Origin of the sequence: Nocardioides sp. ChNu-153 (assembly GCF_030466625.1) — a bacterium.
GTDB lineage: Bacteria > Actinomycetota > Actinomycetes > Propionibacteriales > Nocardioidaceae > Nocardioides.
The window spans coordinates 16677-42518 of the sequence record NZ_JADEVT010000022.1 but is presented as its reverse complement, the minus strand read 5'-3'; the positions used below and the strand labels follow the sequence as shown (position 1 = coordinate 42518).

General features: G+C 75.0%; 20 protein-coding genes and 1 pseudogene. 14 read left to right on the top strand and 7 right to left on the bottom strand.

Going from position 1 to position 25842, the window contains the following annotated elements; all coding sequences use genetic code 11:
* The 6 genes and pseudogenes from INN71_RS17690 to INN71_RS17665 all read right to left on the bottom strand — a co-directional run.
* Positions 1-1417: pseudogene (locus INN71_RS17690) on the bottom strand (hypothetical protein); the annotation flags it as partial.
* Entirely contained in the window at positions 1414-5706 is a 4293-nt protein-coding gene (locus INN71_RS17685) for an FtsK/SpoIIIE domain-containing protein (RefSeq protein ID WP_277500259.1), read from the bottom strand. The gene INN71_RS17685 and the pseudogene INN71_RS17690, both read right to left, overlap by 4 nt.
* Positions 5707-5947: 241 nt before the next feature.
* Positions 5948-6211, bottom strand: coding sequence for a hypothetical protein (locus INN71_RS17680; RefSeq protein WP_277500260.1), 264 nt, complete (start codon positions 6209-6211; stop codon positions 5948-5950).
* A 143-nt stretch (positions 6212-6354) separates the two neighbouring features.
* Positions 6355-8097 carry a peptidoglycan-binding protein gene (locus INN71_RS17675; RefSeq protein ID WP_301801417.1) on the bottom strand — a complete coding sequence of 581 codons (1743 nt, stop codon included), beginning with the start codon at positions 8095-8097 and terminating at the stop codon, positions 6355-6357.
* Positions 8098-8329: 232 nt separating this feature from the next.
* Positions 8330-8599, bottom strand: coding sequence for a hypothetical protein (locus INN71_RS17670; protein ID WP_277500262.1), 270 nt, complete (start codon positions 8597-8599; stop codon positions 8330-8332).
* Positions 8600-8662: 63 nt separating this feature from the next.
* The gene (locus tag INN71_RS17665) at positions 8663-9514 is read right to left on the bottom strand and encodes a hypothetical protein (RefSeq protein ID WP_301801415.1); all 852 of its coding nucleotides are present in this window, start codon (positions 9512-9514) and stop codon (positions 8663-8665) included.
* 148 nt (positions 9515-9662) lie between these two features.
* Here INN71_RS17665 and INN71_RS17660 point away from each other — a divergent pair, with 148 nt between their 5' ends.
* From INN71_RS17660 to clpX, 4 genes are all read left to right on the top strand, one after another.
* The gene (locus INN71_RS17660) at positions 9663-10955 is read left to right on the top strand and encodes a triacylglycerol lipase (RefSeq protein ID WP_301801414.1); all 1293 of its coding nucleotides are present in this window, start codon (positions 9663-9665) and stop codon (positions 10953-10955) included.
* A 117-nt stretch (positions 10956-11072) separates the two neighbouring features.
* A complete protein-coding gene (locus INN71_RS17655) occupies positions 11073-11678 on the top strand; it encodes an ATP-dependent Clp protease proteolytic subunit (protein WP_277500296.1) in 606 nt (201 codons plus the stop codon).
* 17 nt (positions 11679-11695) lie between these two features.
* The gene (locus tag INN71_RS17650) at positions 11696-12301 is read left to right on the top strand and encodes an ATP-dependent Clp protease proteolytic subunit (protein WP_277500265.1); all 606 of its coding nucleotides are present in this window, start codon (positions 11696-11698) and stop codon (positions 12299-12301) included.
* Between the two features lie 187 nt (positions 12302-12488).
* Positions 12489-13769 (top strand): ATP-dependent Clp protease ATP-binding subunit ClpX, encoded by a 1281-nt coding sequence (gene clpX, locus INN71_RS17645; protein ID WP_277500266.1) that lies wholly within the window; start codon positions 12489-12491, stop codon positions 13767-13769.
* A 124-nt stretch (positions 13770-13893) separates the two neighbouring features.
* Here clpX and valS read toward each other — a convergent pair whose 3' ends face one another.
* Positions 13894-16515, bottom strand: coding sequence for a valine--tRNA ligase (gene valS, locus INN71_RS17640; protein ID WP_301801410.1), 2622 nt, complete (start codon positions 16513-16515; stop codon positions 13894-13896).
* A gap of 163 nt (positions 16516-16678) precedes the next feature.
* Here valS and wrbA point away from each other — a divergent pair, with 163 nt between their 5' ends.
* The 10 genes from wrbA (at position 16679) to INN71_RS17590 (ending at position 25826) form a co-directional block, all read left to right on the top strand.
* Positions 16679-17302, top strand: coding sequence for an NAD(P)H:quinone oxidoreductase (wrbA, locus tag INN71_RS17635; protein WP_301801409.1), 624 nt, complete (start codon positions 16679-16681; stop codon positions 17300-17302).
* A gap of 40 nt (positions 17303-17342) precedes the next feature.
* A complete protein-coding gene (locus INN71_RS17630) occupies positions 17343-18716 on the top strand; it encodes a folylpolyglutamate synthase/dihydrofolate synthase family protein (protein WP_301801408.1) in 1374 nt (457 codons plus the stop codon).
* Complete coding sequence (locus tag INN71_RS17625) at positions 18713-19141, top strand: DUF4233 domain-containing protein (protein WP_301801407.1); 429 nt, start codon at positions 18713-18715, stop codon at positions 19139-19141. The genes INN71_RS17630 and INN71_RS17625 overlap by 4 nt, the downstream gene beginning before the upstream one ends.
* Before the next feature lie 34 nt (positions 19142-19175).
* Positions 19176-19589 (top strand): nucleoside-diphosphate kinase, encoded by a 414-nt coding sequence (gene ndk, locus INN71_RS17620; protein WP_301801405.1) that lies wholly within the window; start codon positions 19176-19178, stop codon positions 19587-19589.
* A 108-nt stretch (positions 19590-19697) separates the two neighbouring features.
* Positions 19698-20459, top strand: a complete 762-nt coding sequence (locus INN71_RS17615; protein WP_301801402.1) for a hypothetical protein — start codon at positions 19698-19700, stop codon at positions 20457-20459.
* Entirely contained in the window at positions 20456-21259 is an 804-nt protein-coding gene (locus INN71_RS17610) for a hypothetical protein (protein WP_277500273.1), read from the top strand. Before INN71_RS17615 ends, INN71_RS17610 begins: the two co-directional genes overlap by 4 nt.
* A complete protein-coding gene (locus tag INN71_RS17605) occupies positions 21256-21579 on the top strand; it encodes a hypothetical protein (protein WP_277500274.1) in 324 nt (107 codons plus the stop codon). The genes INN71_RS17610 and INN71_RS17605 overlap by 4 nt, the downstream gene beginning before the upstream one ends.
* Positions 21576-23537 (top strand): alpha/beta hydrolase, encoded by a 1962-nt coding sequence (locus tag INN71_RS17600; protein WP_277500275.1) that lies wholly within the window; start codon positions 21576-21578, stop codon positions 23535-23537. Before INN71_RS17605 ends, INN71_RS17600 begins: the two co-directional genes overlap by 4 nt.
* Entirely contained in the window at positions 23534-24091 is a 558-nt protein-coding gene (locus INN71_RS17595; protein ID WP_277500277.1) for a hypothetical protein, read from the top strand. The genes INN71_RS17600 and INN71_RS17595 overlap by 4 nt, the downstream gene beginning before the upstream one ends.
* Before the next feature lie 67 nt (positions 24092-24158).
* Positions 24159-25826 carry a long-chain-fatty-acid--CoA ligase gene (locus tag INN71_RS17590; protein ID WP_277500278.1) on the top strand — a complete coding sequence of 556 codons (1668 nt, stop codon included), beginning with the start codon at positions 24159-24161 and terminating at the stop codon, positions 25824-25826.
* Positions 25827-25842 lie beyond the last annotated feature (16 nt).

Sequence of the window (25842 nt, the reverse complement as noted above, 5' to 3'; positions counted from 1 at the left end):
GGTTCGTGGGTGGGCTCGCCGGCCCGTCGGGCGGCGAGCCGCTGGGGCGACCGGTCGGCGGCGCGACCGGCGCGTCGGGCGGGCTGACCGGCGGGACGACCGGCGGGGTGACGGCGACGGGGGGCCGCCGGTCGCGGTCGGCGGCCGCGCGGGCGCCGGTGGCGGTCGCGGGCGGGCGGGTGCTCGACAGCCGCGTCGGGGCGACGCGCTCGTCGTAGCGGGTGAGGTCGTCGATGCGCCCGTCGGCCCGCACGACGAGCCCGGCCTGCGCGCCCGGCACGTTGACGACGAGGTTGCCGTCGTCGACGACGAGCTCGGCGTCGCGGTCGCCGGGGACGGGGATGTCGCGGGCGGCCCGCTGGCCGGTGCGGTCGAGCACGACGATGCGGCCGTCGCCGTCGCACGGCACGTAGACGAGGGAGCGGTGCACGGCCGGGCGGCCCGGCTTGCCGCAGCCGATGCCGCGGAGGTCGACCTCGCGCAGCTCGCCGGACCCGACGATCACCAGCGACCCGGTCTGCGGAGCGGCCACGGGGGAGAGGTCGGCGGGCGCGTCGTCGGGGGCGAGGAGCGTGCCGTTGAGGGCGGGGGCGTCGGCGACCACGTCGCTGCCCGTGCCGACCTGCACGACGATGCCCGCGTCGGGGCCGAAGACGGTCACCCCGGCGGGGTGCGCGACGAGCACCGAGCCCTCGCCGGCGTACTCGACCTGCCGGCTGTCCTCGGTGACGAAGCGCCGCTCTCCGTCCGACCAGCGCAGCTGCGACAGCCGGCCCGTGGTGTCGATGACCCAGACGATGCCCTCACCGTCGATGGTCGCGTCGGCCAGGCCCTCGGTGGCGACCCAGCGCTCGCCGATCGCGTCGGTGGTCGAGGGGTCGATGCGCGACACGGTGCCGTTGGCCCGGTCCACGAGGAACGCGGCCCCGTCGTGGAGGAGGAGGTCGGAGGCGTTGCCCGTGGCGACGCGGCGCTGCCCGGAGACGAGCACGGAGGCCAGGTCGATCGAGAAGACCTCGCCGGTCGTGCGGTTCGTGACGAAGAGCCGGCCGTCGGCCTGGCTGACGTCGAGGTCCTCGCCGGGCGCGCCGACGGCCAGCCGCTTCTCGGGCCGGCCGGTCGCGGGGTTGACCTGGATGACCTCGCCGGTCGGGTCGTCGCTGATCCACGTGAGGCCGTCGGTGATGTCGACGACGGTGCGCGAGAGGCCCTCGCCGAACGCGAGGCCGGCCACGAGGGAGGCGGCCACGACGACCACCGACAGCTCGGCGCTGCCGCGCGAGCCGCGGCGGGCGGACCCGCGCCGGCGCTCGTCGCGCCGGCCGGCGGGCAGGAGGCGGCGCGCGCGGTCGAGCAGCGACCCGCCCGTGCCCGGGTCGGTCCCCGCGTTCGTGCCCGCTGTCGGCTGCGACGTCATCCCCGTCCCTCCTCGTCACCCTCGCCGGCCACGAGCTGCGCGACCGTCGCGGCGCCGCTCTCGCACCACAGGCCTCGGCCCGGGCCCGCGAGCGGCTCCAACGTCTTCGTGGGCACGGAGACCCCGAGCACGTCGCCCTCGTTCCACTCCGGGTGGAGCAGGAACCCGCGGCGGCGCTGCTTCAGGGCCGTGACCAGGCCCGGCTGGAGACCGGGTCGTCGTGCCTCGGCGACGTCGACCGACGCCACCAGGGCCACCCGTCCGGCCGCGGTGTCGAGGATCTCCAGCAGCCGGGCACGGGCGGTCTTGTGGGCGTCGTCCGTGCAGGCAGTGTCCCACCGCTGGACGTCGTCGACCACGGTCAGCACCCAGGAACCTTCCGTCCCGGGAGGAGCCGCGTCCGCGGCCGTCAGGGCCTCCTCGACGCCGGCCACGGCGGCCGGCAGGTCGTCGCACCACACCACCCGCGGGGGTACGTCGGAGCGCCGGGCCAGCTCGACCACCCCGCGCAGCGCGCTGGTGCGACCGGTGCCGCCGCGCCCGGCCACGAGGACCGGCCCGCCGAGCAGGTCGACGGTCAGCACGGCGACCGCGTCGGCGTCGACCGCGAGCGGGACCCGGGCGCCCGTGGGCGACGGCAGAGCGCCGGAGGGCAGGTGGCCCGGCATCGGCGGGACGGCGGCGCCGGCGCGGCCCGCGGTGGCCGGGGCCAGCCGGTCGGCCACCGCGCGGATCAGGTCGGCCTGCTGCGGCGTGCCCGCCCCGCCGGTCGTGGCCACCTGGAGCACCTGCTTGCCCAGCAGGCCCGTGCCCGGCGTGGTCTCGGCGTCGAGGACGTTCCCGGGCGCGCCGAGCATCAGGTAGTCGTCGTTCGTCGTCATGCGCAGCACGACGCGACGGCCGAAGGACGCTGCGATCGCCGTCGGCACGCCCGTACGGCCGGGCGCGGTCGCGATGACGTGCACGCCCACGCGCCGCCCGTTCTGCAGCACGTTCTGGAGGAGCTCGACGTGGTCGCGGGCCAGGCCGCCGGCCTTCTCGAACGACTCCAGCAGCGACGGCAGGTTGTCGAGCAGGAGGTAGACGCGGGGGAGCACGTGCCCGGCGCGGGCCAGCTCCTCGAGGTCCGCGCACCCGTTGGCGGCGAGCGCGGCGCTGCGGTCGGTGACGGTGCGACGCAGCAGCCGCACGAGGCGCAGCACGCGCCCCTGCTGGGTCTCGCCGACCACGGCCTCCACCGTGGGGAGGCCGGCGAGTGCCGACAGGCCGCCGCCGGCGTAGTCCACGGCGTACACGTAGGGCGCCACCCCGTGCGTGCTCGCCGCGTCCCCCAGCGACGCGGTGATCGCCGCGGTTCGCAGCAGCTCGGTCTTGCCCGAGCCCGACGCCCCGTGCACGAGCACGTGGCCCACCGCGGACAGGTCGAGGTCGAGGCGGGGCTGGCGCTGGTGGGCCGGGTCGTCGATGCCACCGAGGTGGAGGTGGCCCGAGGGCCGGGTCGCGGCCTCGCGGACGAGCTCGTCGGCGTCGAGCAGCAGCTCGGCGGGGAGCGGGGGCAGCCACGGCTTCGGGGGCGCGGGCACCCCGGAGCGGCGGAACGCGGTGACGATCGTGCTGACGCAGCGCTCGAGGTCGGTGCGGGGGTGCAGGCGCGCCTCGGTCGTGGTGTCGGCGCGCGCGGCGCTCGCGGCCGTGAACGCCCCGACCGTCACCGCCGCCCCGGTGCCGTCGATCGGCTGGCGCGCGCCGGTCCACGCCGACTGCACGAGCTCCGCCGTACCGTGCCCCGTGCGGCGCAGCCACGCCCGGCCGGGGGTACGCCGGGACAGGTGCGCGGCGTCGGGGGCGTCGATGACGTCGCGGGAGTCGTCGGGGGCCGAGACGCGCAGCGCGATGCGCAGGTCGGTGTTGGCCCGGATGTTGCCGGTGACGACCCCGGCGGGCCGCTGGGTCGCGAGCAGCACGTGCATCCCGAGCGAGCGGCCGCGCTGGGCGATGTTGACCATGCCGTCGACGAAGTCGGGCACCTCGGCGGTGAGCGCCGCGAACTCGTCGACGCAGATGAGCAGGCTCGGCGGCGCCGCCTCGGGGTGCTCGCGCTCCAGCTGGGTGAGGTCCTTGACGCCGTACTGCCCCAGCAGGTGCTCGCGGGCGGTGATCTCGGCGCCGAGCGAGGTGAGCGCCCGCTGCACGAGGGCCGGCGTGAGGTCGGTGATGTAGCCGACCGTGTGCGGCAGGTCGGCGCACTCGCGGAACGCGGCGCCGCCCTTGTAGTCGACGAGCAGGAAGCTGATGCGGCTCGTCGGGTTGTTGAGCGCCAGCGAGCAGATGAGGGTCTGCAGCAGCTCGGACTTGCCGGAGCCGGTCGTGCCCGCGACGAGGCCGTGGGGTCCGTCGTCGCGCAGGTCGATGGTGACCGTGCCGTCGACGCCCGCCCCGATCTGCGCCCGCAGCCCGCGGCTCGCGCTCCAGCGGCGCAGCACGGCGTCGGAGTCGTCGAGGTCCTGCAGGTCGCCGCTGACCTCGGGCAGCCGCACGACGGCCGGGATCGAGGTGGAGGCCGGCAGCACGGCGGCCTCGTCGACGTACGCCGTCATGGTGCGCGCGCTGCGCCACGCGTGGGCCAGCGAGACGGCGTCGGGGGTGTCGATGCGGGTGACGCCGCCGCGGTCGCCCACGTTGACGCTGCCGTCGGCCAGGTCGACGAGCAGGCTCGTCGCCGCGGGCACCTCGGCCCGGCTGCGGCCCAGCCACACGAGGTGCAGCCCGCGCTCGGCGGCGACGCCGGCGACCGCCTCCAGCGTGCGCCGGGGGATCCCGGCCCCCTCGTCGACGAGGCAGAGCGTGTGTCCGCGGGCGCCGTCCTCGCTGGCGAGGTGGTCGAGCAGCGCGGTCGCCGCGCCGGGCCCGACCGCCACGGGGGGCTCGCCGCCCACCCGGGCGGTCGCGTGCGGCAGCCAGCGCAGCCACGTCTCGTGGTGGGCGCGGCCGCGGCCGAGGCAGGCGGCGACGGTCAGGTCGGCGGGGGAGTGGTCGAACGCGAGCCGGAGCACCAGGGCCCGCACGAGGTCGTCGACCTGGCCCTCCTGCCCGGTGAGCGCGACCAGGGGGTGCGCGGTTAGGTCGGTGACGACCGGCATGTCGGGAAGGGTGTCGCGCTGCGCCAGGTCGGCCGCGGCCTCGCGCCGCAGGGGACGGTCGCCGCCGTCCTTGATGGTGCCGCGCAGCAGCGCCGGGACCGTGCCGATGCCGAGGCGCGTGTGGAGGAACGCCTGGCGCGTCTCGCTGCGGGCCCACAGGTAGGGGTCACGCCGCGCCGCGCGGGTGCGCAGGGTCTCGGCGTCGGGGTAGTCGTCGTGGAACTGCTCGCGCTGGCGCTTCGCCTGGTCGTCGATGGTGGCGAGGAGCTGGTCCACGTCGGTGCGCCACTCCGCGGCCTCCTCCTCGAACTGCCGGCGCGCCGCGCGCTGCTGCTGACGCCACCCGAGGTAGCCGAGCACCGGCCAGGCCAGCATGTAGACGAGCGCGTACGACGTGCGCGAGCGCGCGAAGATCGCCAGCCCCATGATCATCGGCAGCGCGAGCATCGCCCACGGCAGGGGCGAGGGCCGGTTGCGGTTGGGCGGCGAGGGCACGTCGAGCACCTCGTCGAGCAGCGGCTCCCCGAAGCGCGGCGGGCGGAACACTGAGACGGCCGTGTCGTCGACGGGCACCTCGCCGGGGTCGACGACGACCGTGGTGCGGCCCAGGTGGATCGGCGTGCCCCAGTCGACCTCCCGGCCGGTCGTGACCTGCTCGCCGGCCACGGTCGTGCCGTTGGCCGAGCCGGCGTCGTACACGGTCGGGCGGGTGCCGAGCACGACCCGCACGTGCTGGGTGGAGACCAGGGGGTCCGACAGCCGCATGGTGCAGGTCGGGCCGCGCCCCACGGTCAGCGCGCTGGAGCGCACGTGGAGCCGCTGGCCGGAGTCCGGGCCGTCCACCACGCGCAGCACGGCCCGCGGCCGGGCGGTGCTGCTCGCCCGGTGCAGCCACGAGGCGGGAGCGGTGACGACGTCGAGCAGGTCGCCCGTGCGCAGGCCGCACTCGGCGACCGACCGGTCGGCGGGCCAGGGGTGGCCGCCGTCGACGGGCACGAGGAGGAGGTTGGCCTGGTGCGGTGCGAGGTGCCGCCCGAAGGCCCGGGCGAGGTCGGCGACCGTGGCGTCGTCCTTCGCGTGCACCGTGACGTCGACCGACGGCAGGCCGGACTCCGGCGGGGTGCTCAGCGAGAGCGTCCACTGCTGCACGGTCGTGGTCCTCCGGTCGGGGCGGGGCGGGGCGGGGCGGGGCGGGGCGGGGGAGCGGGGTCGGACGAGGTGGGAGCGGGCCGGGGGGCGACGTACCCCCTCGCAGCCGGCGCGAACCCCACCGTCCGGTGACAGGTGGGTGCCGGGCGGGTGCCGGGCGGGTGCCGGGTGGGGGGGTACGCCGCGGGGCCGCCGGCTCGTGCCGGCGGCCCCGCGGTCCCGGTCGGCCCGGGGAGGTCGGTCAGGCCGAGACCTGCTCCTGCTCCTGCGCCTGGTTGTTGATGAGCGTGGCGAAGTCGTTGAGCTGCGCCACGACCTGGGTGAGCATCGTGCGGTACTCCGAGTTCCACGACGTGCGGGTGCGCTCGGCGTCGGGGCCGACCCACTCGAAGCTCTCCAGCGACTGGGTGAGACGGCCGGTCAGCTGCTCGAGCTCGCCGGCGCCCTGCGTGATCTGCTGCGCGGACTGACGTCCACCCTCGATGTCCATACCCTTCATGGCCATGGCGGTTCTCCTTCTCTCCGTGTGTTCCTGCGCGGGTGCGGTGGGTGCTGCGGTGGGGTGCTGCGGTGGGTCCTGCGGTGGGTCCTGCGGTGGTGCGGGTCGTGCGGGTCGGGCTGTCGGTGGGGGTTCTCGGACCGGTGCGGTCAGGAGCCCATGCGGGAGCGGACGTGCGAGGTGGCCTCGGCGGCGGTGATGCGGCCGTCGCGGTCGACGTCGAGCTCACGGTTCTGGTGGTACTCCGGCGTGCCCTGGCTGAACATCGTCTGGCCCGGCTCCATCGGGCGCCCGCCGAGCACGCTGGTGTAGACGTTCTCCAGCGTGTCGAGCCGTCCCCGGTGCGGCTCGAAGTAGCGCTCGACGTACGCGAGCTGCTCCGTCGGGGTCATCCGGGAGAGCGCCTCGGTGGAGGTGCCGAGCCCGGCCGCGGTGTCGGGCATGAACTGGATGAGGCCGGTCGCCCCGCTGCGCGCGTTGACGACGTCGGTGCTGAACCGGCCGCCGGTCTCGAAGCTCATGGTGGCGAGCAGGTGCTCGGGCGCCGCGCCGACGCGGCCGGCCACGGCCTCGACCTCGCGGAGGAACTCCGGGGTGACGTTGCGGTTGCCCTGCACGCCCTGGATCTGGGTGTAGTCGTAGCCGCTGGGCGAGGTGAAGCCCGTGCCCTGCGCGACCTGCAGCGGGTGGTCGGCGCGCCAGGCCTCGTAGGCGGCCTGCGTGTTGCCGCCCCACTGGCCGTCGGCACCGCGGGTGTCGTACCCGGCTGCGGTGAGCCGCTGCTGCAGCTCGCGGACGCCCTCGCCGCGGCTGCCGCGGCCGTTCTCGCCGACCAGCTTCTCGATGGCCGCGTCGCCGCCGGCGCCCCGGCTCGCGAGGGCCGCGCCGCCCAGCCCGAGGGCGGCCGCACCGCCGGCGAGACCGGCAGCTGCGCCGTACGACGGGCGGTCGCCCGAGCTCGTGACGGAGTCGCCCGTGGGGGTCGGGGCGGCGGTGGTGAGGGAGTCGGCGCCGGGCGTGGTGCTGCTCGCCGGGGTGACGTCGGAGGGCGCGGGGGCGCCGGCCGGCACCGACGCGCCGTCGATGCTGCCGCCGCCGAGCGCGGGTGCCCCGCCGCCCGTGCCGCCGCCCGTGCCGCCGCCCGTGCCGCCACCCGTGCCACCACCGGTGGGACTGGCGCCGATCGCGCCGCCCGAGCCGATGCCGTCGCCCGAGCCGAGACCGCCGCCGCCGGAGCCGAGCGCGGGGGTGCCGGTCGAGCCGGAGACGGAGCCCGGCAGGACGCCGCCGATCTCGGGCTTGGCGCTGATCGGGGCGGGGATGCTGACACCGGACCCGGGGCCCCCGCCGAGCGAGGGCACGCCGAAGGTGGGCGACGTGCCGGCCGGGGAGGCGCCGATCGGCGTCGTCGTGGTCGTCGTGGTGCCCGGGATGGTGACGCCGTCGGCGCCCGTCGTGGTGGTCGACGTCGTCGTCGTGGTGGTGCCGGGGGTGCCGGGGGCGAGCGGCTGGGTGGGGGCGATGGAGCCGCCCTGCCAGCCCGTCATCGGGGCCCGCGACTGCTCGGTCTGCAGGGGGCTCGTGTAGGTCGGCAGCTTCGAGAGGTCCACGGTCTCGCCGGCGCTGATCTGGTCCTGCGCCTCGGCGTTCGCGCCCAGCACCTGGGCGAAGGTGCCGAGGGCGATGGAGATCTTCTGCAGCCAGGGGAGGACCTGCGTCTCGAGGAAGGTCGCGTACGCCGCGCTGGCACCGCCGGTGAAGAAGGAGGCCGCCCGCAGCAGCGCGATGAGCGCCTTCACGAACGCGATCACCGTGTCGGTGACCTCCTTGCCGTCCTGGCACAGCTGCGCGGCCTCGCGGAGCTCGTCGGTGTCCGCTCCGATCAGGGCCATGTCCCCTCCTCCTGCTGTCGTGGGTGCCGGGTGCTGCCGGTCTGGTGGGCCGCGCCGTCCGTCGGGTCGTCGCGCCGAGGACGCTAGGGCGGCCCGTCCACGCCGGTCGAGGGTCGGGTGGGTGGAAGGTTCCGCCCCGTCGGGACCCCGGAACGGGCCGCCGGACGCAGCGAGCCGGCGGCCCCGTGCGGGGCCGCCGGCTCGGCGGTGGGAGCGGGCGTCAGGACGGGTGTCAGCGGCTGGCCTCGTCCTGGCGGTCGGCGTGCACGCAGAGCACGCGGCCCTGGTCGGACAGCGACTCCGACGCGGCGTTCGCGCTCGGGGCGAACGAGCCCGTCCAGTCGGACTCGAAGCCCTGGCGGTCGGGGCCCTGCCACTTCAGGCCGCTGATCATGGCCGTGATGCTGGAGACGACGCCGGCGACCTGGCCGGCGTGCTCGCCCATGTTCTGGCCGACCTGGCGGGCGTACTCGGTGTCCATGCCCTGCATGCTGCTGCTCACGTGTCCTCCTCGGGGCGGTGCGCGTCGTGGCCACCGAGGCTAGGGACCACGGGCCGCCGGGGCCTAGGCCCGCGCGGGTGGAACGTTCCGGCGCGCGGCGGCCCGCTCGACCTCGTCGAGGTCGTCCGCGGTGACGAGGCGGACCTCCGCGGTGCGCCGGCCGATGGCGAACCGCACGTTCTGGGCCCGGCCGCTGCCGGCGCGGAACGGGTCGTCGCGCGGGCCGAACGCGAGCGCGGAGATGGACCGGATGGCGTCGTCGACCCGCTGCGCCCGCTCGAGGTTCCAGGCGTAGCCGTGCCAGTGCAGCACCCGCTCGTAGATCTCGCGGTTCGACGGCGGCCGGGGGTAGTCGTCGGTGCCGGTCAGCCACGGCTCGGCGAGGGCGAGCGCGACGTACCACTCCCGGCCGAGGCGGGGCAGCATCGGGGCCGGCGCGGTGGCGCCGCCGTCGACGTCGTCCTCCTCGGGGCGGGGGCGGGGGAGGACGGGCCCGCGGCCGCTCGGGGTGACCTCGATGCTCACGGCGAGGTCGTCGTAGGTGCCCTCGCCGCCCGGACCGATCCGCCCGCGCAGGAGGACGAGCTGGTTCTCCCCCTCGTCGAGCAGCAGCGACATGCCCTCGGCGAGCGTGACGCGCCGGGCGCCCCCGGGGGCGTCGAAGAGGCTGGAGACCTGCGTCTCGCCGGAGCCGTGCCAGCGAAGGCGGGCGATCTCCTCGCCCACGATCAGCTCGCCGAGCACGCGCGACACGTGCGGTGCGCAGCGGGGGAGCGCGATGGCGGTGACGCGCAGCGCGTTCTCCGGGCTGTCGACGGGGACGGCGCGGTCCGGGGAGCGGCCGAAGAACAAGGTCTCGCCGGACCCGAGCGTGACGGTCGGGAGTCCCGCCCCTCGCAGGGTCACGCGCAGCATGGCTGCGATCCAACCACAGCGCAGGAGAACGCAGGCCGAGCGCGACGTGACGTCCTGGGGCCGGACGCTGACCGCGCCCTCCCGACTCGGTGCACGGGTGTGCACTGGATCTCTTGACCGCGGCCGTCGCGCGACGGACCCTGGGTGGATGTCCGTGACGTCCCCCGACCCGACCTCCGTGACCACCACCGGGCGGCTGCCCGACGGTCCGCGCCTCGGCCGGTCCCCCCTCGACGCCCAGCGGGCGGCCGCGGCGTCGGGTGAGCCGACGGTCCTCGACGCGCTCGCCCTGCTCCTGGAGGTCGCCGACGAGCTCGTCGTGCGCAGCGCGCGGGACACCCACCGGGCGGTCGCCGACCGCGCCCAGGGCCTCGCCGCGCTCCTCACCCTCGGGGCCACGGAGGGCCCCCGCCGCGTGCACGACGGCATCGCCGGGGGCGTGTACGGCGGGATCGGCGCCGGCCTGCGCGCCGCGGCGCGGGGTACGACGGCGCTCGCCGCCGGCGGGCGCGGCCCGTCGATCGAGGCGCACCCGGCGGGACGCCACCTGCGCGCCGCCGTCAACGGGCTCATCGGCGACCGCCTCGCCGCGGAGGACCGGCGGATGGCGATCCCCCTCGCCGCGCGGGTGGACGGACGCGACGTCGAGCCGACGCACGCGGCCCTCGCGGCGGCGTACCCGGGTGCGGGGCCGCGGGTCGCGGTGCTGCTGCACGGGCTGGGCGAGAGCGAGGCGATCTGGACGCTGGGTCGCGAGGCCCGGGGCACGACGTACCCCGAGGAGCTCGAGGCCGCCGGGTGGACCCCGGTGCTGCTGCGGATGAACACGGGGCTCGGGCTGCGGGTCAACGGCGTCGCCCTCGCGGCGCTGCTCGCGCGGCTGGTCGAGGAGTGGCCGGTGCCGGTCGAGCGCATGGCGCTGGTCGGGCACTCGATGGGCGGCCTCGTCGTGCGGGCCGCGTCGGCGGTGCGCACCGAGGGCGCCGGTGACGGTCCCGACGCGCGCGACTGGACCGAGCGGGTCACCGACGTCGTCACCCTCGGCACCCCGCACCGCGGCGCGCCGCTCGCCGGGCTCGTGGGCGACGGCAGCTCCCTGCTCGGCGGGCTGGCGGAGACCGGGGCGTTCGGCCGCATCCTCGACGAGCGGTCGGTGGGCATCCGCGACCTGGTCGAGGGGCTGGGCCACGACGTGCCGCTGCTGCCGCACGCGCGCTACCGGCTGGTCTCCGCCACGCTGACCCGCTCGCCCCGCCACCCCCTGGGACGCCTCGTCGGCGACCTGCTCGTGCGGGAGCACTCGGCGTACGGCCGACGCGCAGGGGCGGGCGACGTGTTCGCGGACGCCGACGTCGACACGCTGCACGTGGGGGGCGTCGACCACTTCGCGCTCGTCAACCACCCCGACGTGGCCCGCGCGCTGGCCCGCTGGCTGGCGTGAGGGGGCGGGTGAGCGGGCGACGGGCCCGTGAATCCGCTGTCGGCGAACAGGGCCCCGAAACCCGTGGAACTGTCAGCGCTCCGGGCTAGTGTCGCGAGCGTGAACCAGAACCCACAGATGAACGGTGCCGCGGGGTTCAACCCGCTCGACGACCACATCTACTCCCGGCTGCTGCGCGAGCGGATCGTGTTCCTCGGTTCCGAGGTGCGCGACCAGAACGCGAACGCGATCTGCGCCCAGCTGCTGCTGCTCTCGGCGGAGGACCCGGAGGCGGACATCTTCCTCCACATCAACTCGCCGGGTGGCTCGGTCGACGCCGGCATGGCGATCTACGACACCATGAACTACATCCCGAACGACGTCGCGACCGTGGGCATGGGCCTGGCGGCGTCGATGGGTCAGTTCCTCCTGTGCGCCGGTGCGGAGGGCAAGCGCTACGCGCTCCCGCACGCGCGGATCATGATGCACCAGCCGTCGTCCGGCATGGGCGGCTCGGCCTCCGACATCAAGATCCAGGCGCAGCAGTCGCTGCACATCAAGAAGGTGCTGCTCGAGCTCATCGCCGAGCACACGGGCCAGAGCATCGAGCAGGTGACCACCGACGCCGACCGCGACCGCTGGTTCACCGCGGCCGAGGCCAAGGACTACGGCCTGGTCGACCACGTCATCACGAGCGCCCGCGAGGCCGCCGACGAGGGCCGTCCGGCCCGGAAGAACGACTGAGCGAAGGGCTTGGACTGATGAACTACTACATCCCCCAGTGGGAGGAGCGGACCTCCTACGGGTTCCGCCGCATCGACCCCTACGGCAAGCTCTTCGAGGACCGCATCATCTTCCTCGGCACGCCGATCTCCGACGACGTCGCGAACGCCGTCATGGCGCAGCTGCTGTGCCTGGAGTCGATGAACCCCGACCAGGACATCCAGATCTACATCAACAGCCCCGGTGGTTCGTTCACGGCGCTGACGGCGATCTACGACACGATGCGCTTCATCAAGCCCGACGTGCAGACCGTGTGCCTGGGCCAGGCGGCCTCGGCGGCGGCGATCCTGCTCGCGGCCGGTGCCCCCGGCAAGCGCCTGGCGCTGCCGAACAGCCGCATCCTGATCCACCAGCCCTACACGGAGGGCACCTTCGGGCAGACCTCCGACATCGAGATCCAGGCCAACGAGATCCTGCGCATGCGCGAGCTGCTCGAGACCATGATCTCGGAGCACTCGGGCAAGGACCGCGAGCAGGTCAGCCGCGACATCGAGCGCGACAAGATCCTGACCGCGGAGGCGGCGGTGGAGTACGGCCTCATCGACGCCGTGCTCGACTCCCGCAAGGCCGCCCTCCTCGTCTGAGGGGTCCCCGTCGACCCGGCGGGGACGAGCCCCCGTGTCGGACCGCGCAGCGGTCCGGCGCGGGGTACCGTCGCAGACGGCCCTCGGCGACCAGCCGGGCGGCCCCCGCGGCACGGACGCCGCGACCGAACGACGCACCACCCGTCCGGGGCACACCGCCCCGGGCACGACCGGAGGATGATCACCCGTGGCACGCATCGGTGACGGAGGAGACCTGCTGAAGTGCTCCTTCTGCGGCAAGAGCCAGAAGCAGGTGCAGAAGCTGATCGCCGGTCCCGGCGTGTACATCTGCACGGAGTGCATCGAGCTGTGCAACGAGATCATCGAGGAGGAGCTCGGGGAGGGCGCCGAGGTCGGTCTCGACGAGCTGCCGAAGCCCCGTGAGATCTTCGACTTCCTCAACTCCTACGTGATCGGCCAGGAGCAGGCGAAGAAGTCGTTGGCCGTCGCGGTCTACAACCACTACAAGCGGGTGCAGGCCACGGGCTCGACGTCGGGGCGGCACAGCAAGGACGAGCAGGTCGAGGTCGCCAAGTCCAACATCCTCGTCGTCGGCCCCACGGGCTGCGGCAAGACCTACCTGGCGCAGACGCTCGCCCGCATGCTCAACGTGCCGTTCGCGATCGCCGACGCCACCGCGCTGACCGAGGCCGGCTACGTGGGCGAGGACGTCGAGAACATCCTGCTCAAGCTGATCCAGGCGGCCGACTACGACGTCAAGAAGGCCGAGACCGGGATCATCTACATCGACGAGATCGACAAGGTGGCCCGCAAGGCGGAGAACCCCTCGATCACGCGCGACGTCTCCGGCGAGGGGGTGCAGCAGGCGCTGCTGAAGATCCTCGAGGGGACGACGGCGTCGGTGCCGCCGCAGGGCGGGCGCAAGCACCCGCACCAGGAGTTCATCCAGATCGACACGACGAACATCCTCTTCGTCGTGGGCGGGGCCTTCGCCGGGCTCGAGCACATCATCGAGCAGCGCGTCGGCAAGAAGTCGCTGGGCTTCACCGCCGAGGTGCGCGGCGAGTCCGAGCGCGAGGCCGACGACCTGCTGGCCCAGGTGCGCCCGGAGGACCTGACCAAGTTCGGTCTCATCCCCGAGTTCATCGGTCGTCTGCCGCTCATCGCCAGCGTCAAGAAGCTCGACAACGAGGCGCTCGTGCAGATCCTCACGGAGCCGAAGAACGCCCTGGTGAAGCAGTACCAGAAGCTCTTCGAGCTCGACGGCGTCGAGCTCGAGTTCACCGACGAGGCCGTGCAGGCCATCGCCGACAAGGCGCTGGAGCGCGGCACGGGTGCGCGCGGCCTGCGCGCCATCATCGAGGAGACCCTCCTCCACGCCATGTACGACGTGCCGTCGCGCGGCGACGTCGCCACGGTCGTGGTGACGCAGGAGTCGGTGCTCCACGACGTGCCGCCCACCCTGGTGCTGCGCGAGGCCGAGGCCAAGAAGAAGAAGTCGGCCTGAGCCGACCGCGCTGCGGCCCACGGCGGGCCGCCCGCCGTGCCACCTGCTCGACCACGAAGCCCCGGCCCTCCGCGAGGAGGACCGGGGCTTCGTCGTGCGTGTCGGTGCCGCGTCGACAGCGGTGTCAGCCCTGGGGCTGCTCGTCCTCGACGGGCGCCAGCTCGGCGGCGACGGCGAGGTCGCCGGCCTCGCTCGGGGTGAAGACCAGGTCGCCGGTGATGGCCCCGGCGGCCCGCAGGTCGGGGGCCGCGGCCTCGGCGGCACGGACCTCGGCCTCGGGGCCGGTCACCTCGGCACGCGCCACGGCGGCCCGCATCTTGACCTTGGCCTGCGACTTCGCGCCCCGCACGCCGGCGAGGGCCTTGGCGACCGCGCGCAGCGTCGCGGGGGAGGCGGCGGCTGCGGAGCCCAGGTCGGCCTCGACGGGCCAGGCCGCGTGGTGCACCGAGCCCTCCTGCCACCACGACCAGACCTCCTCGGTCACGTACGGCAGGAACGGCGCCAGCAGGCGCAGCTGCACGTGCAGGGCGATGGCCAGCGTGGCCCGCGCGGAGGCGGCGCCGGCCCCCTCGCCGTACGCCCGCTCCTTGACGAGCTCGAGGTAGTCGTCGCAGAACTCCCAGAAGGTGCGCTCGACGGCCTCGAGCGCGGTGGCGTAGTCGTAGGCGGCGAACGCGTCGGTGGCCCGCGCGAGGGTCTCGCGCAGGAGGCCGAGCATGGCGCAGTCGATGGGCTCGGAGACCTCGAAGCGGCTGAGCTCGGTGGCGCCGACGCTGCCGAGCACGAACTTCGACGCGTTGAGCACCTTCATCGCGAGGCGGCGCCCGACCTTCATCTGCGTCTCGTCGAAGGGGGAGTCGAGGCCGGGCCGGGCCATGGCGGCCCGCCAGCGCACGGCGTCCGCGCCGTACTTCTCGAGGATCTCCGTCGGGACGACGACGTTGCCCTTCGACTTCGACATCTTCTTGCGGTCCGGGTCGAGCACCCAGCCCGACAGCAGCGCGTGGGACCAGGGCGCGACGCCCGACTCGTAGTGGGCGCGCACGACGCGCGAGAACAGCCAGGTGCGGATGATGTCGTGGCCCTGCGTGCACAGGTCCATGGGGAAGACCCGGGAGAACAGGTCGGGGTCGGACTCCCAGCCGCCCGCGATCTGCGGGGTGAGCGAGGAGGTCGCCCAGGTGTCCATGACGTCGGGGTCGCCCACGAACCCGCCGGGCACGCCGCGCTGCGCCTCGTCGTACCCCCGCGGGGCGTCGGTCGAGGGGTCGACCGGCAGCTCGGCCTCGCTGGCCACGATCGGGTGCTCGTAGTCGGGCTCGCCGTCGGCGTCGAGGGCGTACCAGACGGGGAACGGGATGCCGAAGAAGCGCTGGCGCGAGACGAGCCAGTCACCGTTGAGGCCGCCGACCCAGTTGTCGTAGCGGTGCTTCATGTGGGTCGGGACCCACGTGATCTCCTCGGCGCGCGCCAGCAGGTCGCGGCGCAGGCCGGCGTCGCGGCCGCCGTTGCGGATGTACCACTGGCGGGTGGCGACGATCTCGAGCGGCTTGTCGCCCTTCTCGTAGAAGTTCGCCATGCGCTGCGTGGCCTTGGGCTCGCCGTCGAGCTCGCCGCTCTCCCGGAGCTTGGCGACGGTCGCCTCGCGGGCGGAGTGCACCGTCTTGCCGGCCAGGTCGTCGTACGCCGCGCGGGCGGCGTCGCTGATGAGCCACTCGGGGGTCTCGCGCAGGAAGCGGCCGTCGCGACCGATGACGGTGCGCACGGGCAGCTGCAGCTCGCGCCACCACTGCACGTCGGTGAGGTCGCCGAAGGTGCAGCACATCGCGATGCCGGCGCCCTTGTCGGGCTCGGCGGCGGGGTGGGCCAGCACCGGGATCTCGACGCCGAAGACCGGCGAGGTGACGGCGGTGCCGAACAGGTGGCGGTAGCGCTCGTCGTCGGGGTGGGCGATGAGGGCCACGGCGCTGACGACCAGCTCGGGCCGGGTGGTCTCGACGTGCAGGGCCTCGCCGGACGGCAGTCGGTAGGCGACGCGGTGGTAGGCGCCGGGGTACTCGCGCGCCTCCAGCTCGGCCTGCGCGACGGCGGTCTGGAACGTGACGTCCCAGAGGGTCGGCGCCTCCTGCAGGTAGGCCTCGCCCCGGGCCAGGTTGCGCAGGAACGCGCGCTGGCTGACGGTCTGGGCCGGGCGGCCGATCGTCGTGTACTGCTGCGACCAGTCGACGGAGAGGCCGAGCGTGCGCCACAGCGACTCGAACACCTTCTCGTCCTCCTCCACCAGGGTGGAGCAGAGCTCGACGAAGTTCGGGCGGCTCACCGGCACCTGCTTCTTCGGGTCCGGCTTCTCCGGCGGCGTGAAGTCCGGGTCGTAGGGCAGCGAGGGGTCGCAGCGCACGCCGTAGTAGTTCTGCACCCGGCGCTCGGTGGGCAGGCCGTTGTCGTCCCAGCCCATCGGGTAGAAGACGGTCTTGCCCTGCATCCGCTGGTAGCGGGCCACGACGTCGGTGTGCGTGTAGGAGAAGACGTGCCCGACGTGCAGCGACCCCGAGACGGTGGGCGGGGGCGTGTCGATGGAGTAGACGTCCTCGCGCGGGCGCGTGCGGTCGAAGGCGTAGGTGTCCTGCTCCTTCCACACCTGCGACCACTTGGCCTCGAGGCCCTCGAGTGCCGGCTTGTCCGGTACGACGACGGCCGGGGCCTCCGGCGTCGTCGGGGACTGCTCGGCGTTCTGGGTCTCGGTCATGGGCGGAATGCTACGGAAGCCCGCGGCGCCGGACGACGCCGCATCCGGGCTGGTCGCGTCGCGTGTCGCGCGGGCGGGCGCGGCGCCCTTCCCGCCCGTGCGGTTCGGGGGCGCTGGCTACCGTCGGTGGGGCCAGTGGACGACACGACGGAAGGCACGTGGAATGACGAAGATCGCGATCATCTACTACTCCTCGACGGGCACGGTCGACGCCATGGCGCGCCGCGCGGCGGCGACGGCCGAGGCGGCCGGCCACGACGTCCGGCTGCGCCACGTCGCGGAGCTCGCGCCGCAGGAGGCGATCGAGAGCCAGGACGCGTGGGTGCAGCACCGCCGGGACGTCGCCGACGAGCCGGTCGCCACCCCCGACGACCTCGACTGGGCGGACGTGGCGCTCTTCGGGTCGCCGACCCGCTACGGGCACATCACGAGCCAGCTGCAGGCCTACATCGACACGCTCGGCCCGCTGTGGGCCCAGGGCAAGCTGGCCGACAAGGTCTACGCCGGCTTCACCGCCAGCCAGACCAAGCACGGCGGCCAGGAGTCGACGCTGCTCAACCTCTACACGAGCTTCTACCACTTCGGCGGCATCGTGGTGGCGCCCGGCTACACCGACCCGCAGAAGTTCTCCGACGGCAACCCGTACGGCGTGGGCAAGGTGACCGGCGCGTCGGCCGAGCTCGACGACGACGACCTCGCCGCCATCGACCACCTGGTCAACCGCACGGCCGCCATCTCCCGCCGCCTCGAGGCCGGCGGCAACGGCGCGAGCCGCGACGACGCGTGAGTCGGCGCGCGGACGGGTCGCGCCTAGACTCGTCCGCGCGATGACTGACTCTGTTCCCGGGGACTCCCCGGCCGCCCGCCCCGCGAGGACCTACGCCGAGGTGGAGGACGCGCTGCTCTCCCGCTGGCCGGAGACGCGGCTGGAGCCCTCGCTCGAGCGCATCCGCGCCTTCACCGAGCTGCTGGGCGACCCGCAGCACGCCTACCGCGTGGTGCACCTGACGGGCACGAACGGCAAGACCACCACCTCCCGGATGGTCGACGCGCTCCTGCGGGCGCTCGACCTGCGCACCGGGCGCTTCACCAGCCCCCACGTGGAGCGGATGACGGAGCGCATCAGCATCGACGGCGCGCCGCTCGACGACGAGGCGTTCGTGCGGGCCTTCAACGACGTGGCGGCCTTCACCCACCTCGTCGACGCCGACCAACCCCACCCGCTGTCGTTCTTCGAGACGGTCGTCGGCATGGCCTTCGCGGCGTTCGCCGACGCGCCGGTCGACGTCGCCGTCGTCGAGGTCGGGATGGGCGGCTCCTGGGACGCCACGAACGTCGCGGACGGGGACGTCGCGGTGGTGCTCCCCGTGTCGCTCGACCATGCGGCGTACCTCGGCGGCACGCCCGTCGCCATCGCCGAGGAGAAGGCCGGCATCATCAAGCCCGGCTCCGTCGTGGTGCTCGCCGCGCAGGAGCAGGACGTCGCCGAGGTGCTCCTGGCCCGCGCGCTCGAGGTGGGCGCCCGCGTCGTCGCGGAGGGCGTGGACTTCGGCGTCGTCGACCGCGCTCCCGCCGTCGGCGGCCAGGTCGTCACGCTGCGGGGCGCGAACGCGACGTACGCGGAGCTCTTCCTCCCCCTGTACGGCGCGCACCAGGCCCAGAACGCGGCGGTCGCGCTGGCGGCGGTGGAGGCGCTCGTGGGCGACCGCCCGCTGGACGACGAGGTGGTGCGCGCGGCGTTCGCGGACGTCAGCTCGCCCGGCCGGCTCGAGATCATCCGCCGCAGCCCGACCATCGTGCTCGACGCGGCCCACAACCCCGCCGGGGCCGAGGCCACGGCCGCGGCCCTCGAGGACTCCTTCACGTTCTCGCCGCTCGTGGGCGTGCTCGCCGTCATGGCCGACAAGGACCTGGAGGGGCTGCTCGCCGCCTTCGAGCCGCACCTGTCGCACGTGGTGTGCACCCGCAACTCGACGCCCCGCTCGCTCGACCCGGAGGCGCTGGCCACGGAGGCCCGCGCGGTCTTCGGCGAGGACCGCGTCAGCGTCGCCGACACGCTGGCCGACGCCATCGACCAGGCCGCGGCGCTCGCCGAGGCGGGCGAGGCGGTCGGTGCGTCGATCGGGTCCGGGGCGGTGCTCGTCACCGGCTCGGTGGTCACCGTCGGCGAGGCCCGCCTGCTGCTGGGTGGCCCCAAGTGAGCGTGGCTCCGGAGGAGGGCCCCCGCCTCGTCCCCGCCGGGGCCCCCGACGACCCGGAGCGCCACAAGTCGCCGCGTCGGGGCATGTGCGCCGCCGTCCTCTTCCTCGAGGCCATCGCGCTGGCCCTGACGGTGCCGGTGATCATCCGCGTGAGCGACGTCGACCCCGCCGTGGCGGTCGCGGTCGGTGGCGGCCTCGCCCTGGCGTGCCTGGTGGTCAGCGGCCTGCTGCGGCGCCCGTGGGGCTACACCGTCGGGTGGGTGCTGCAGGTCGGCGCCGTCGGCCTCGCCGTGCTCGTGCCCGCCATGCTCTTCCTCGGCGGCCTGTTCGCCGGCCTGTGGGCGACGGCCGACCTGCTCGGTCGCAAGATCGACCGCGAGCGCGGCGCCGCCTGGCAGCAGTACGACGCGGCCGACGGCGCCTGAACGCGGTCGCCGGACCCTCGCTAGGGTGAGCGCCATGACGCAGCGCACCCTGGTCCTCCTCAAGCCCGACGCCGTGCGCCGGGGCCTGGTCGGGGAGATCCTCTCCCGCTTCGAGGCGAAGGGCCTCGCGATCGCCGCCCTCGAGCTCCGCGCCATCGACGCCGCGCAGGCGGACGCGCACTACGCCGAGCACGTCGAGCGCGACTTCTACCCGCCGCTGCGCACCTTCGTCACCAGCGGCCCGCTGCTCGCGGCGGTCCTGGAGGGCGACGAGGCCATCGAGGTCGTGCGTGCGCTCAACGGCGCCACCGACGGGCGCAAGGCCGCCCCGGGCACCATCCGCGGCGACCTGTCGCTGTCCAACCGCGAGAACCTGGTGCACGGGTCCGACAGCCCGGAGTCCGCCGAGCGCGAGATCGCGCTCTGGTTCCCCGCGCTCGCCGGCTGATCGACCCGCCTGCCACCGCTCCTCGCGTTTGACCCCGGTCACACCGGGGGACCCCCTAGGGCGGGTGCCCGCCGGCTGCGGGCGCTCCTTCTTCTCGAGGGGGATGCGATGGCAGTGGTGAACCGACCGGAGCGGCTGGCGCCGCTCGCGCAGGAGTGGCGGGCGCAGGCCGACCGCCAACTGGTCGCGTCGGGCTCGGTGCAGGGGGCGCCCGCGGGCGGCTTCACCCCGGCGCTGCAGGGACAGGCCGCCGCGTGCGCCGAGGCGCTGGCCGCCGCGCTCGTCCGGCTCGCGTCCCGCGCCCGCGCCCAGGCCGAGGGCCTCGACGCGTTCAGCGACGACCTCTCCGGCACGGACGCGGGGGAGGGGGCGCGGTACGGCGACGCTCCCGGTGCCGGCTCGTCCGCCCCGCCGGCACCGCCCACCGGTGGCGAGCCGTCGGGCGGTTCGTCCGGTGGCGCCCCGTCGGCTGGTGGCGCCCCGTCGGCAGGTGGTGGGTCGGGTGGCGGGTCGGGTGGCGGGTCCGGTGGCGCCCCGTCGGACGAGGGCCGCGCGGCGTTCGCGATGCGGCTCGAGACCGATCCCCGCCCGCCCCGCACCCTCGAGGCCGAGCTGATCGGCACCCCGTGGGCGCCGGGGGGCCGGCCCCACCTCGAGGAGTGGGAGCAGGCGCCGACCCCGGGTGCGGACCGTCTGTGGGAGCCCGCCGCGCCGGGCGGTGAGCGCCTGGAGTGGGGTCCCGCACCCGCCGCGCCGCTGGGCGAGCGGCTGGAGTGGCAGTCCGCCCCCACGGTGCCGGACGCCGAGCCCCTGGAGCCCCGGCCCGCCCCCGCGGCGCCGAGCGCCGAGCCGCTGGAGGAGGACCGATGAGCATCGTCCTGCCCACCCCCGCCGAGGTGCCCGTCCTGCACGCGGAGCCGGCGCTGGTCGCGACGTACGGCGAGCAGCACCTCGTCGCGGCCGCGGAGCCCGAGGGCCTGGCCGACTTCGCCCGCGCAGGTGCGCGGGTCGGCGACTGGCAGGGCCGGGGCGCCGCGGCGTACCACGAGGCCAACGGGCCGATCGCGGCCCAGGCCTCGGCGCTGGCCGCCGCGCTGCGCCGGCTGGGTGAGGACGCGACGACCCACGGGGGCCGCCTCGACGAGCTGAGGAGCACCCGCGACGGGCTGGTCGCCCGCCGCGAGGGGCTCCTGGCCCGCCAGGCAGAGCTGCTGGCGGCCTCGCCCCTCGTGCTGCCCACCCTGCTGCCCGTCATCGAGGCCTACCGCGGTGACGTCGCGGCGTTCGACGCCGAGGTGCAGGGGTGGTGGGAGGAGGTGTACGCCGAGGAGCGGCGCATGGCGCAGGTCCTCGACGGTGTCCTTGCGGACGTGCCCGACGGGCCCGTGGGGCCCGCGGGCCCGGGTGGCCCGGGTGGCCCGGGCGATGCCCCGCGGCGGCGCGACCGCTCCGACGACGGTCCACGACCGCCGGCACGTCCCGTCGACCCGTTCGACCGCCGACCCGGTGACCGGGGACCGCTGCCGTACGACCCGTCGCCCGAGGCGCCGCCCGCGCCCCAGCCGCTGCCGTGGGACGCGACGCCCCCCGAGGTGCCGCCCGCCGAGCCGCTGCCCTGGCGGGGCGAGCCCGGTCGCGCTTTCCCGGCCACGGACGGGGGCCGGTCGTGACGATCGACGTCGCCTACGTCGAGGTCGCCGGCCGATCTCGGGAGTGGGACCAGCAGGCCGTCGACCTGCGGGCCGCCGGCGGACAGGTCGGGGGTGTGAGCGGCGCGACCGCCGCGTTCACCCCGGCGGTCCGCGGCGCCGTGTCGGGCTTCTGCACGGCCTGGACCCGGCACGTCGAGGAGCTCGCGGCGGGTGCGGAGGAACGGGCCGACGGCATGCGCGGCGCGATCCGGGACTACCTCGAGACCGACGAGGCCTCGGGCTCCGTCTTCGACCCCGCGGCGCTGCTGCTGCGGGGCGCCCTCGAGGAGCGCCGATGACCACCATCGCCCTGCCGCCACTGCCGCGGACCGTCCCCACCCTCGACGCCGACCCCGACGGGGTCGCGGCCCAGGCCGTCGAGCTGCTGGCCGCCTCGGCCCAGATCGACGACGTCGGCTCCTTCACCGCCGGCGAGGCCCGGGTGGACGGGTGGCAGGGGGGGGCCGGCGCGTCGTACCACGCGGGCCTCCCGGCGTACGGCCGGCAGGCGGACGCCATGAGCCTCGCCCTGCGCCACGTGGGTCGGCGCACCGACGAGCACGCCGACGTGCTGCGCGACCTCGAGGTCCGCCGGGTCGCGGCCGAGGCCGAGCGGGTCGAGCTCGTCGCCAAGATCCGCGACCTCTCCGAGCGCGTGAACGCGCTCCTGGTGCGCACCCGCGGGGTCGAGCTGACCCCGGAGGCCGCCGACGCCGCGGAGGCGGCCGCGGTCGCGCTGGCCGAGGAGGCGGGGCGACTGACCCGGTGGGTCCAGGTCTTCGACCTGGGCCTCGACACCTGGACCCGCGACCTCCTCGCGGAGGAGGCCGCCTACGCTGCCGAGCTCGCCCGCGTGCTCGACCTGGAGCAGGTGGACCGGCTGTACGGCGGGGTCGAGGACCCCGCCGACGCCGCGCTCGCGAGCATGCCGCCACCGGGGTCGGACCCCGAGGAGGTCGCCGAGTGGTGGGCGGGGCTGAGCACGGCCGAGCAGCAGGCGGTGCTCGCCGCCTCGCCCGGGTCCGTGGGCAACCTCGACGGGGTGCCGCCGTCGGCCCGCGACGAGGCCAACCGCGTGCGCCTGACCCGTGACCTCGCCGCGCTGCGCGAGCTCGACGACGACCAGCTCACCGACACCGAGCGCGACATGCTGCGCAACGCGGAGGCAGCGGAGTCCGCGCTCGCCGACGAGCGCACCGACCCCGTGACGGGGGAGCCCGTGCCCGCGTCGCTGCTGATCTACGACCCCACCGCGTTCGGCGGGGACGGGGCGGCGGCGGTGGCCTACGGCGACCTGGAGACGGCGGACCACACCGGTGTCATCGTCCCCGGCATCACGAACACGGGCGCCAACATCGACGGCTTCCACGACGACGCCTGGGCCCTCTACGAGACCACCCGCGGATCGGTCGGGGCCGACGAGAGCGTCGCGACGGTGGCGTGGATCGGGTACGACGCGCCCTCCGACGACGCCGCCGACATGGCGCAGGTGCGCGACCAGGACGCCGCCGCCCGCGGCGCCGAGCGGCTGGCCTCGACCATCGACGGCCTGCGCGCGACGTACACGGGCGCCGGCGAGACCCACCTGACGACCATCGGCCACTCCTACGGCTCGACGACGGTCGGCATCGCCGCGGAGGACCACCACATCGACACCGACGAGCTGGTCTTCCTCGGCAGCCCCGGCGACGGGGGCGACGACCACGACGCGGGCGACTACGAGAACACCGACCGCGAGAACGTGTGGGCCGGCAAGGACAGCCGGGACCCGGTCGCCGTGCTGGGCGAGGGGGGCGCGAGCCTGCCGTTCCAGCTGGGCCCGTTCGGCCTCGGCCCGCCCGGGCTCGGCCTCGTGCCGAACGTCGATCCCCTCGACGTGCTGCCCAACCCCACCAACCCGCTCGGCCCGCTGCAGCAGGGGCCGATCGACCAGCTGGTCGACAAGATCAACCCCGTCGACGACTGGTGGGAGGACAACGACCCGCGCGACGACCTGCCGAGCCCGTACCCCGACTCGGAGGGCCAGCTGGGCACCGACCCCACGAGCGAGGCGTTCGGGGCGCAGCGCTTCGGCGCGGAGCGCTCCGAGGGCAGCTCGAACCCGCTCGACCACCACACCTCCTACTTCGACGAGGGCTCGGAGTCGCTCGACAACCTCGGCCTGATCACGGGCGGGCGCGGCGACGACGTGGAGCGGGTGCCGCACTCCGACACCGGCTGGCTCGGCGACGGCTTCGACCCGGAGCTGACCCGGTGAGGGTCGTGCCCCCCGGCACCCCGACCGGGGACCTGTTCTGGGACCTCCTGCGCCGCCGGCACCCGACCGTCGACGTCGTGCTGCGCCGCCCCGGCGTGGCGGGCGCCGCCGCAGGGGACGTGGACCTGGCCGACGAGCGCGAGCGGGTCGTGCTCGACGTGCCCCGGCTGCTCGAGGCGGCCGGTCTGGGCGCCCTGCTGCCGGACGAGCCCGAGGTGCGCCTGCTCGCCGGGGGCAGCCCGGACGCGGTGCGCTGGCACGCCCGCGTGGCCCGCACGGTGGAGGAGCCCACGGCGACGGACGCGGTCGAGCGTCTCGCCTCGCTGCTCGCGGGCCGCGGCCAGGAGGTACGGCGCACCACCGGGCCCGCGCTCGCGGTGCTGCACGCGGGGGGTCCACAGGGGCGCTGCCGCGCGTCGTACGCCCCCGGCACGCAGCGGTGGGTGCTCGAGCGTTGGAGCCCGGCGGTGCGGGTCGGACGGGAGCGGGCCCGGGCCTTGCGGACCGAGGCGGCCCGCGCGGTCGCGGACGGGCGACCGCACCCCTTGCCCTGACCTGTGATCGCCGTCACAATCGCGGCACGGTCGCCCGACGGCGGCGGCCATGCCGGAGGGACACCCGTTGAGCACCACCGCCGCACCCGGGGAGACCACCCCGACCACCCCGACCACCTCGACCGCCCCCATCCCCGTGCTCGGCGACCCGGCCGACGCCCCGCCGCCCGTGCTGGTCGACGACCGGCTGGCGTGGTGGGCCGAGCACACGCCCGACGCACCGGCGATGACCTACCGCGGGCGCACGTGGACGTGGGCGCAGTGGGACGAGCGGGTGCGACGGCTCGTGGGGGCGCTCTCGGCGGCGGGCATCGGGCGCGGCGACGTCGTCTCGTTCCTCGACAAGAACCACCCGGCCTGCGTCGAGCTCTCCCTGGCGGCGGCGTCGCTGGGTGCGGCCAACGCGATCGTCAACTGGCGCAGCGCCGGCGACGAGGTCGACTACGCGGTCAACGACTCGGGCGCCCGCCTGCTCGTCGTCGGCGAGGAGCTGCTGCCGACCATCGACGCGATCCGCGACCGCCTCGTCGCCGTCGAGCGCATCGTGGTCGTCACCCCCGACGGGACGACGGAGGGCGGGGAGCCCGACGAGTACGAGGCGTGGCTCGCCGCCGCGACCCCGCGACCCCGCGACCCTGCCGTGGAGCCCGACGACACCTGCCTGGTCATGTACTCCTCGGGCACGACGGGCCGGCCGAAGGGCGTCATGCTGACGCACCGCAACATGGTCAGCCACACAGTGAACGGCCACGACGGCTGGACCTTCGAGCCCGACGACGTCTCGCTGGTGGCGATGCCGCTGTTCCACGTGGGCGGCTCGTCGTACGTGCTGTTCGGCATCCACGACGGCATCCGGTCGATCATGACGCGGGAGCCCGACGGCGCCTCGCTGGCGGGCGCGATCATGGCCGGCGCCACCAAGACCTTCCTCGTGCCCGCCGTCCTCGCCCAGGTGCTGCAGTCCGGCCCCGACGCGATCAAGCTGTTCTCCGCCCTGACGGGCTACACGTACGGCGCGGCCCCGATGCCGCCGCCGCTCCTGCGCGCGGCGATGCAGGCGTGGCCCGCCACCGACTTCATCCAGGTCTACGGCCTCACCGAGGTCGCGGGCGTGGCCACGCACCTCATGCCCGAGCACCACCGCGACGCCGAGCACCCGGAGCGTCTGGTCTCCGCCGGGGTCGCGCTCCCCCAGATGGAGGTGCGGGTCGTCGACCCGGCGACGCTCGAGGACGTCGCGGTCGGCGAGAACGGCGAGATCTGGTTGCGGGGCCCGCAGGTGATGAAGGGCTACCTCGGCAAGCCGGAGGAGACGGCGAAGGTCATCACGGCCGACGGCTGGTTCCGCTCCGGCGACGTGGGCCGCCTCGACGCCGAGGGCTTCCTCTACGTGCACGACCGCATCAAGGACATGATCATCTCGGGCGGGGAGAACATCTACAGCCCCGAGGTCGAGCGGGTGCTGGCCGAGCACCCGGCGGTGCTCGAGTGCGCCGTGATCGGGGTGCCGGACGACCGGTGGGGCGAGACGGTCAAGGCGGTCGTGGCGCTGAAGCCGGGCACGGAGGCGACGGAGCAGGAGATCGTCGACTTCTGCCGCGAGCGGCTCGCGCACTTCAAGTGCCCCCGCAGCGTCGACGTCCTCCCGGCCCTGCCGCGCAACCCGACGGGCAAGATCCTCAAGAAGGACCTGCGGGCGCCGTACTGGGACGGGCGGTCCTCGACGATCGTGTGAGACCGGCGGGCACCGT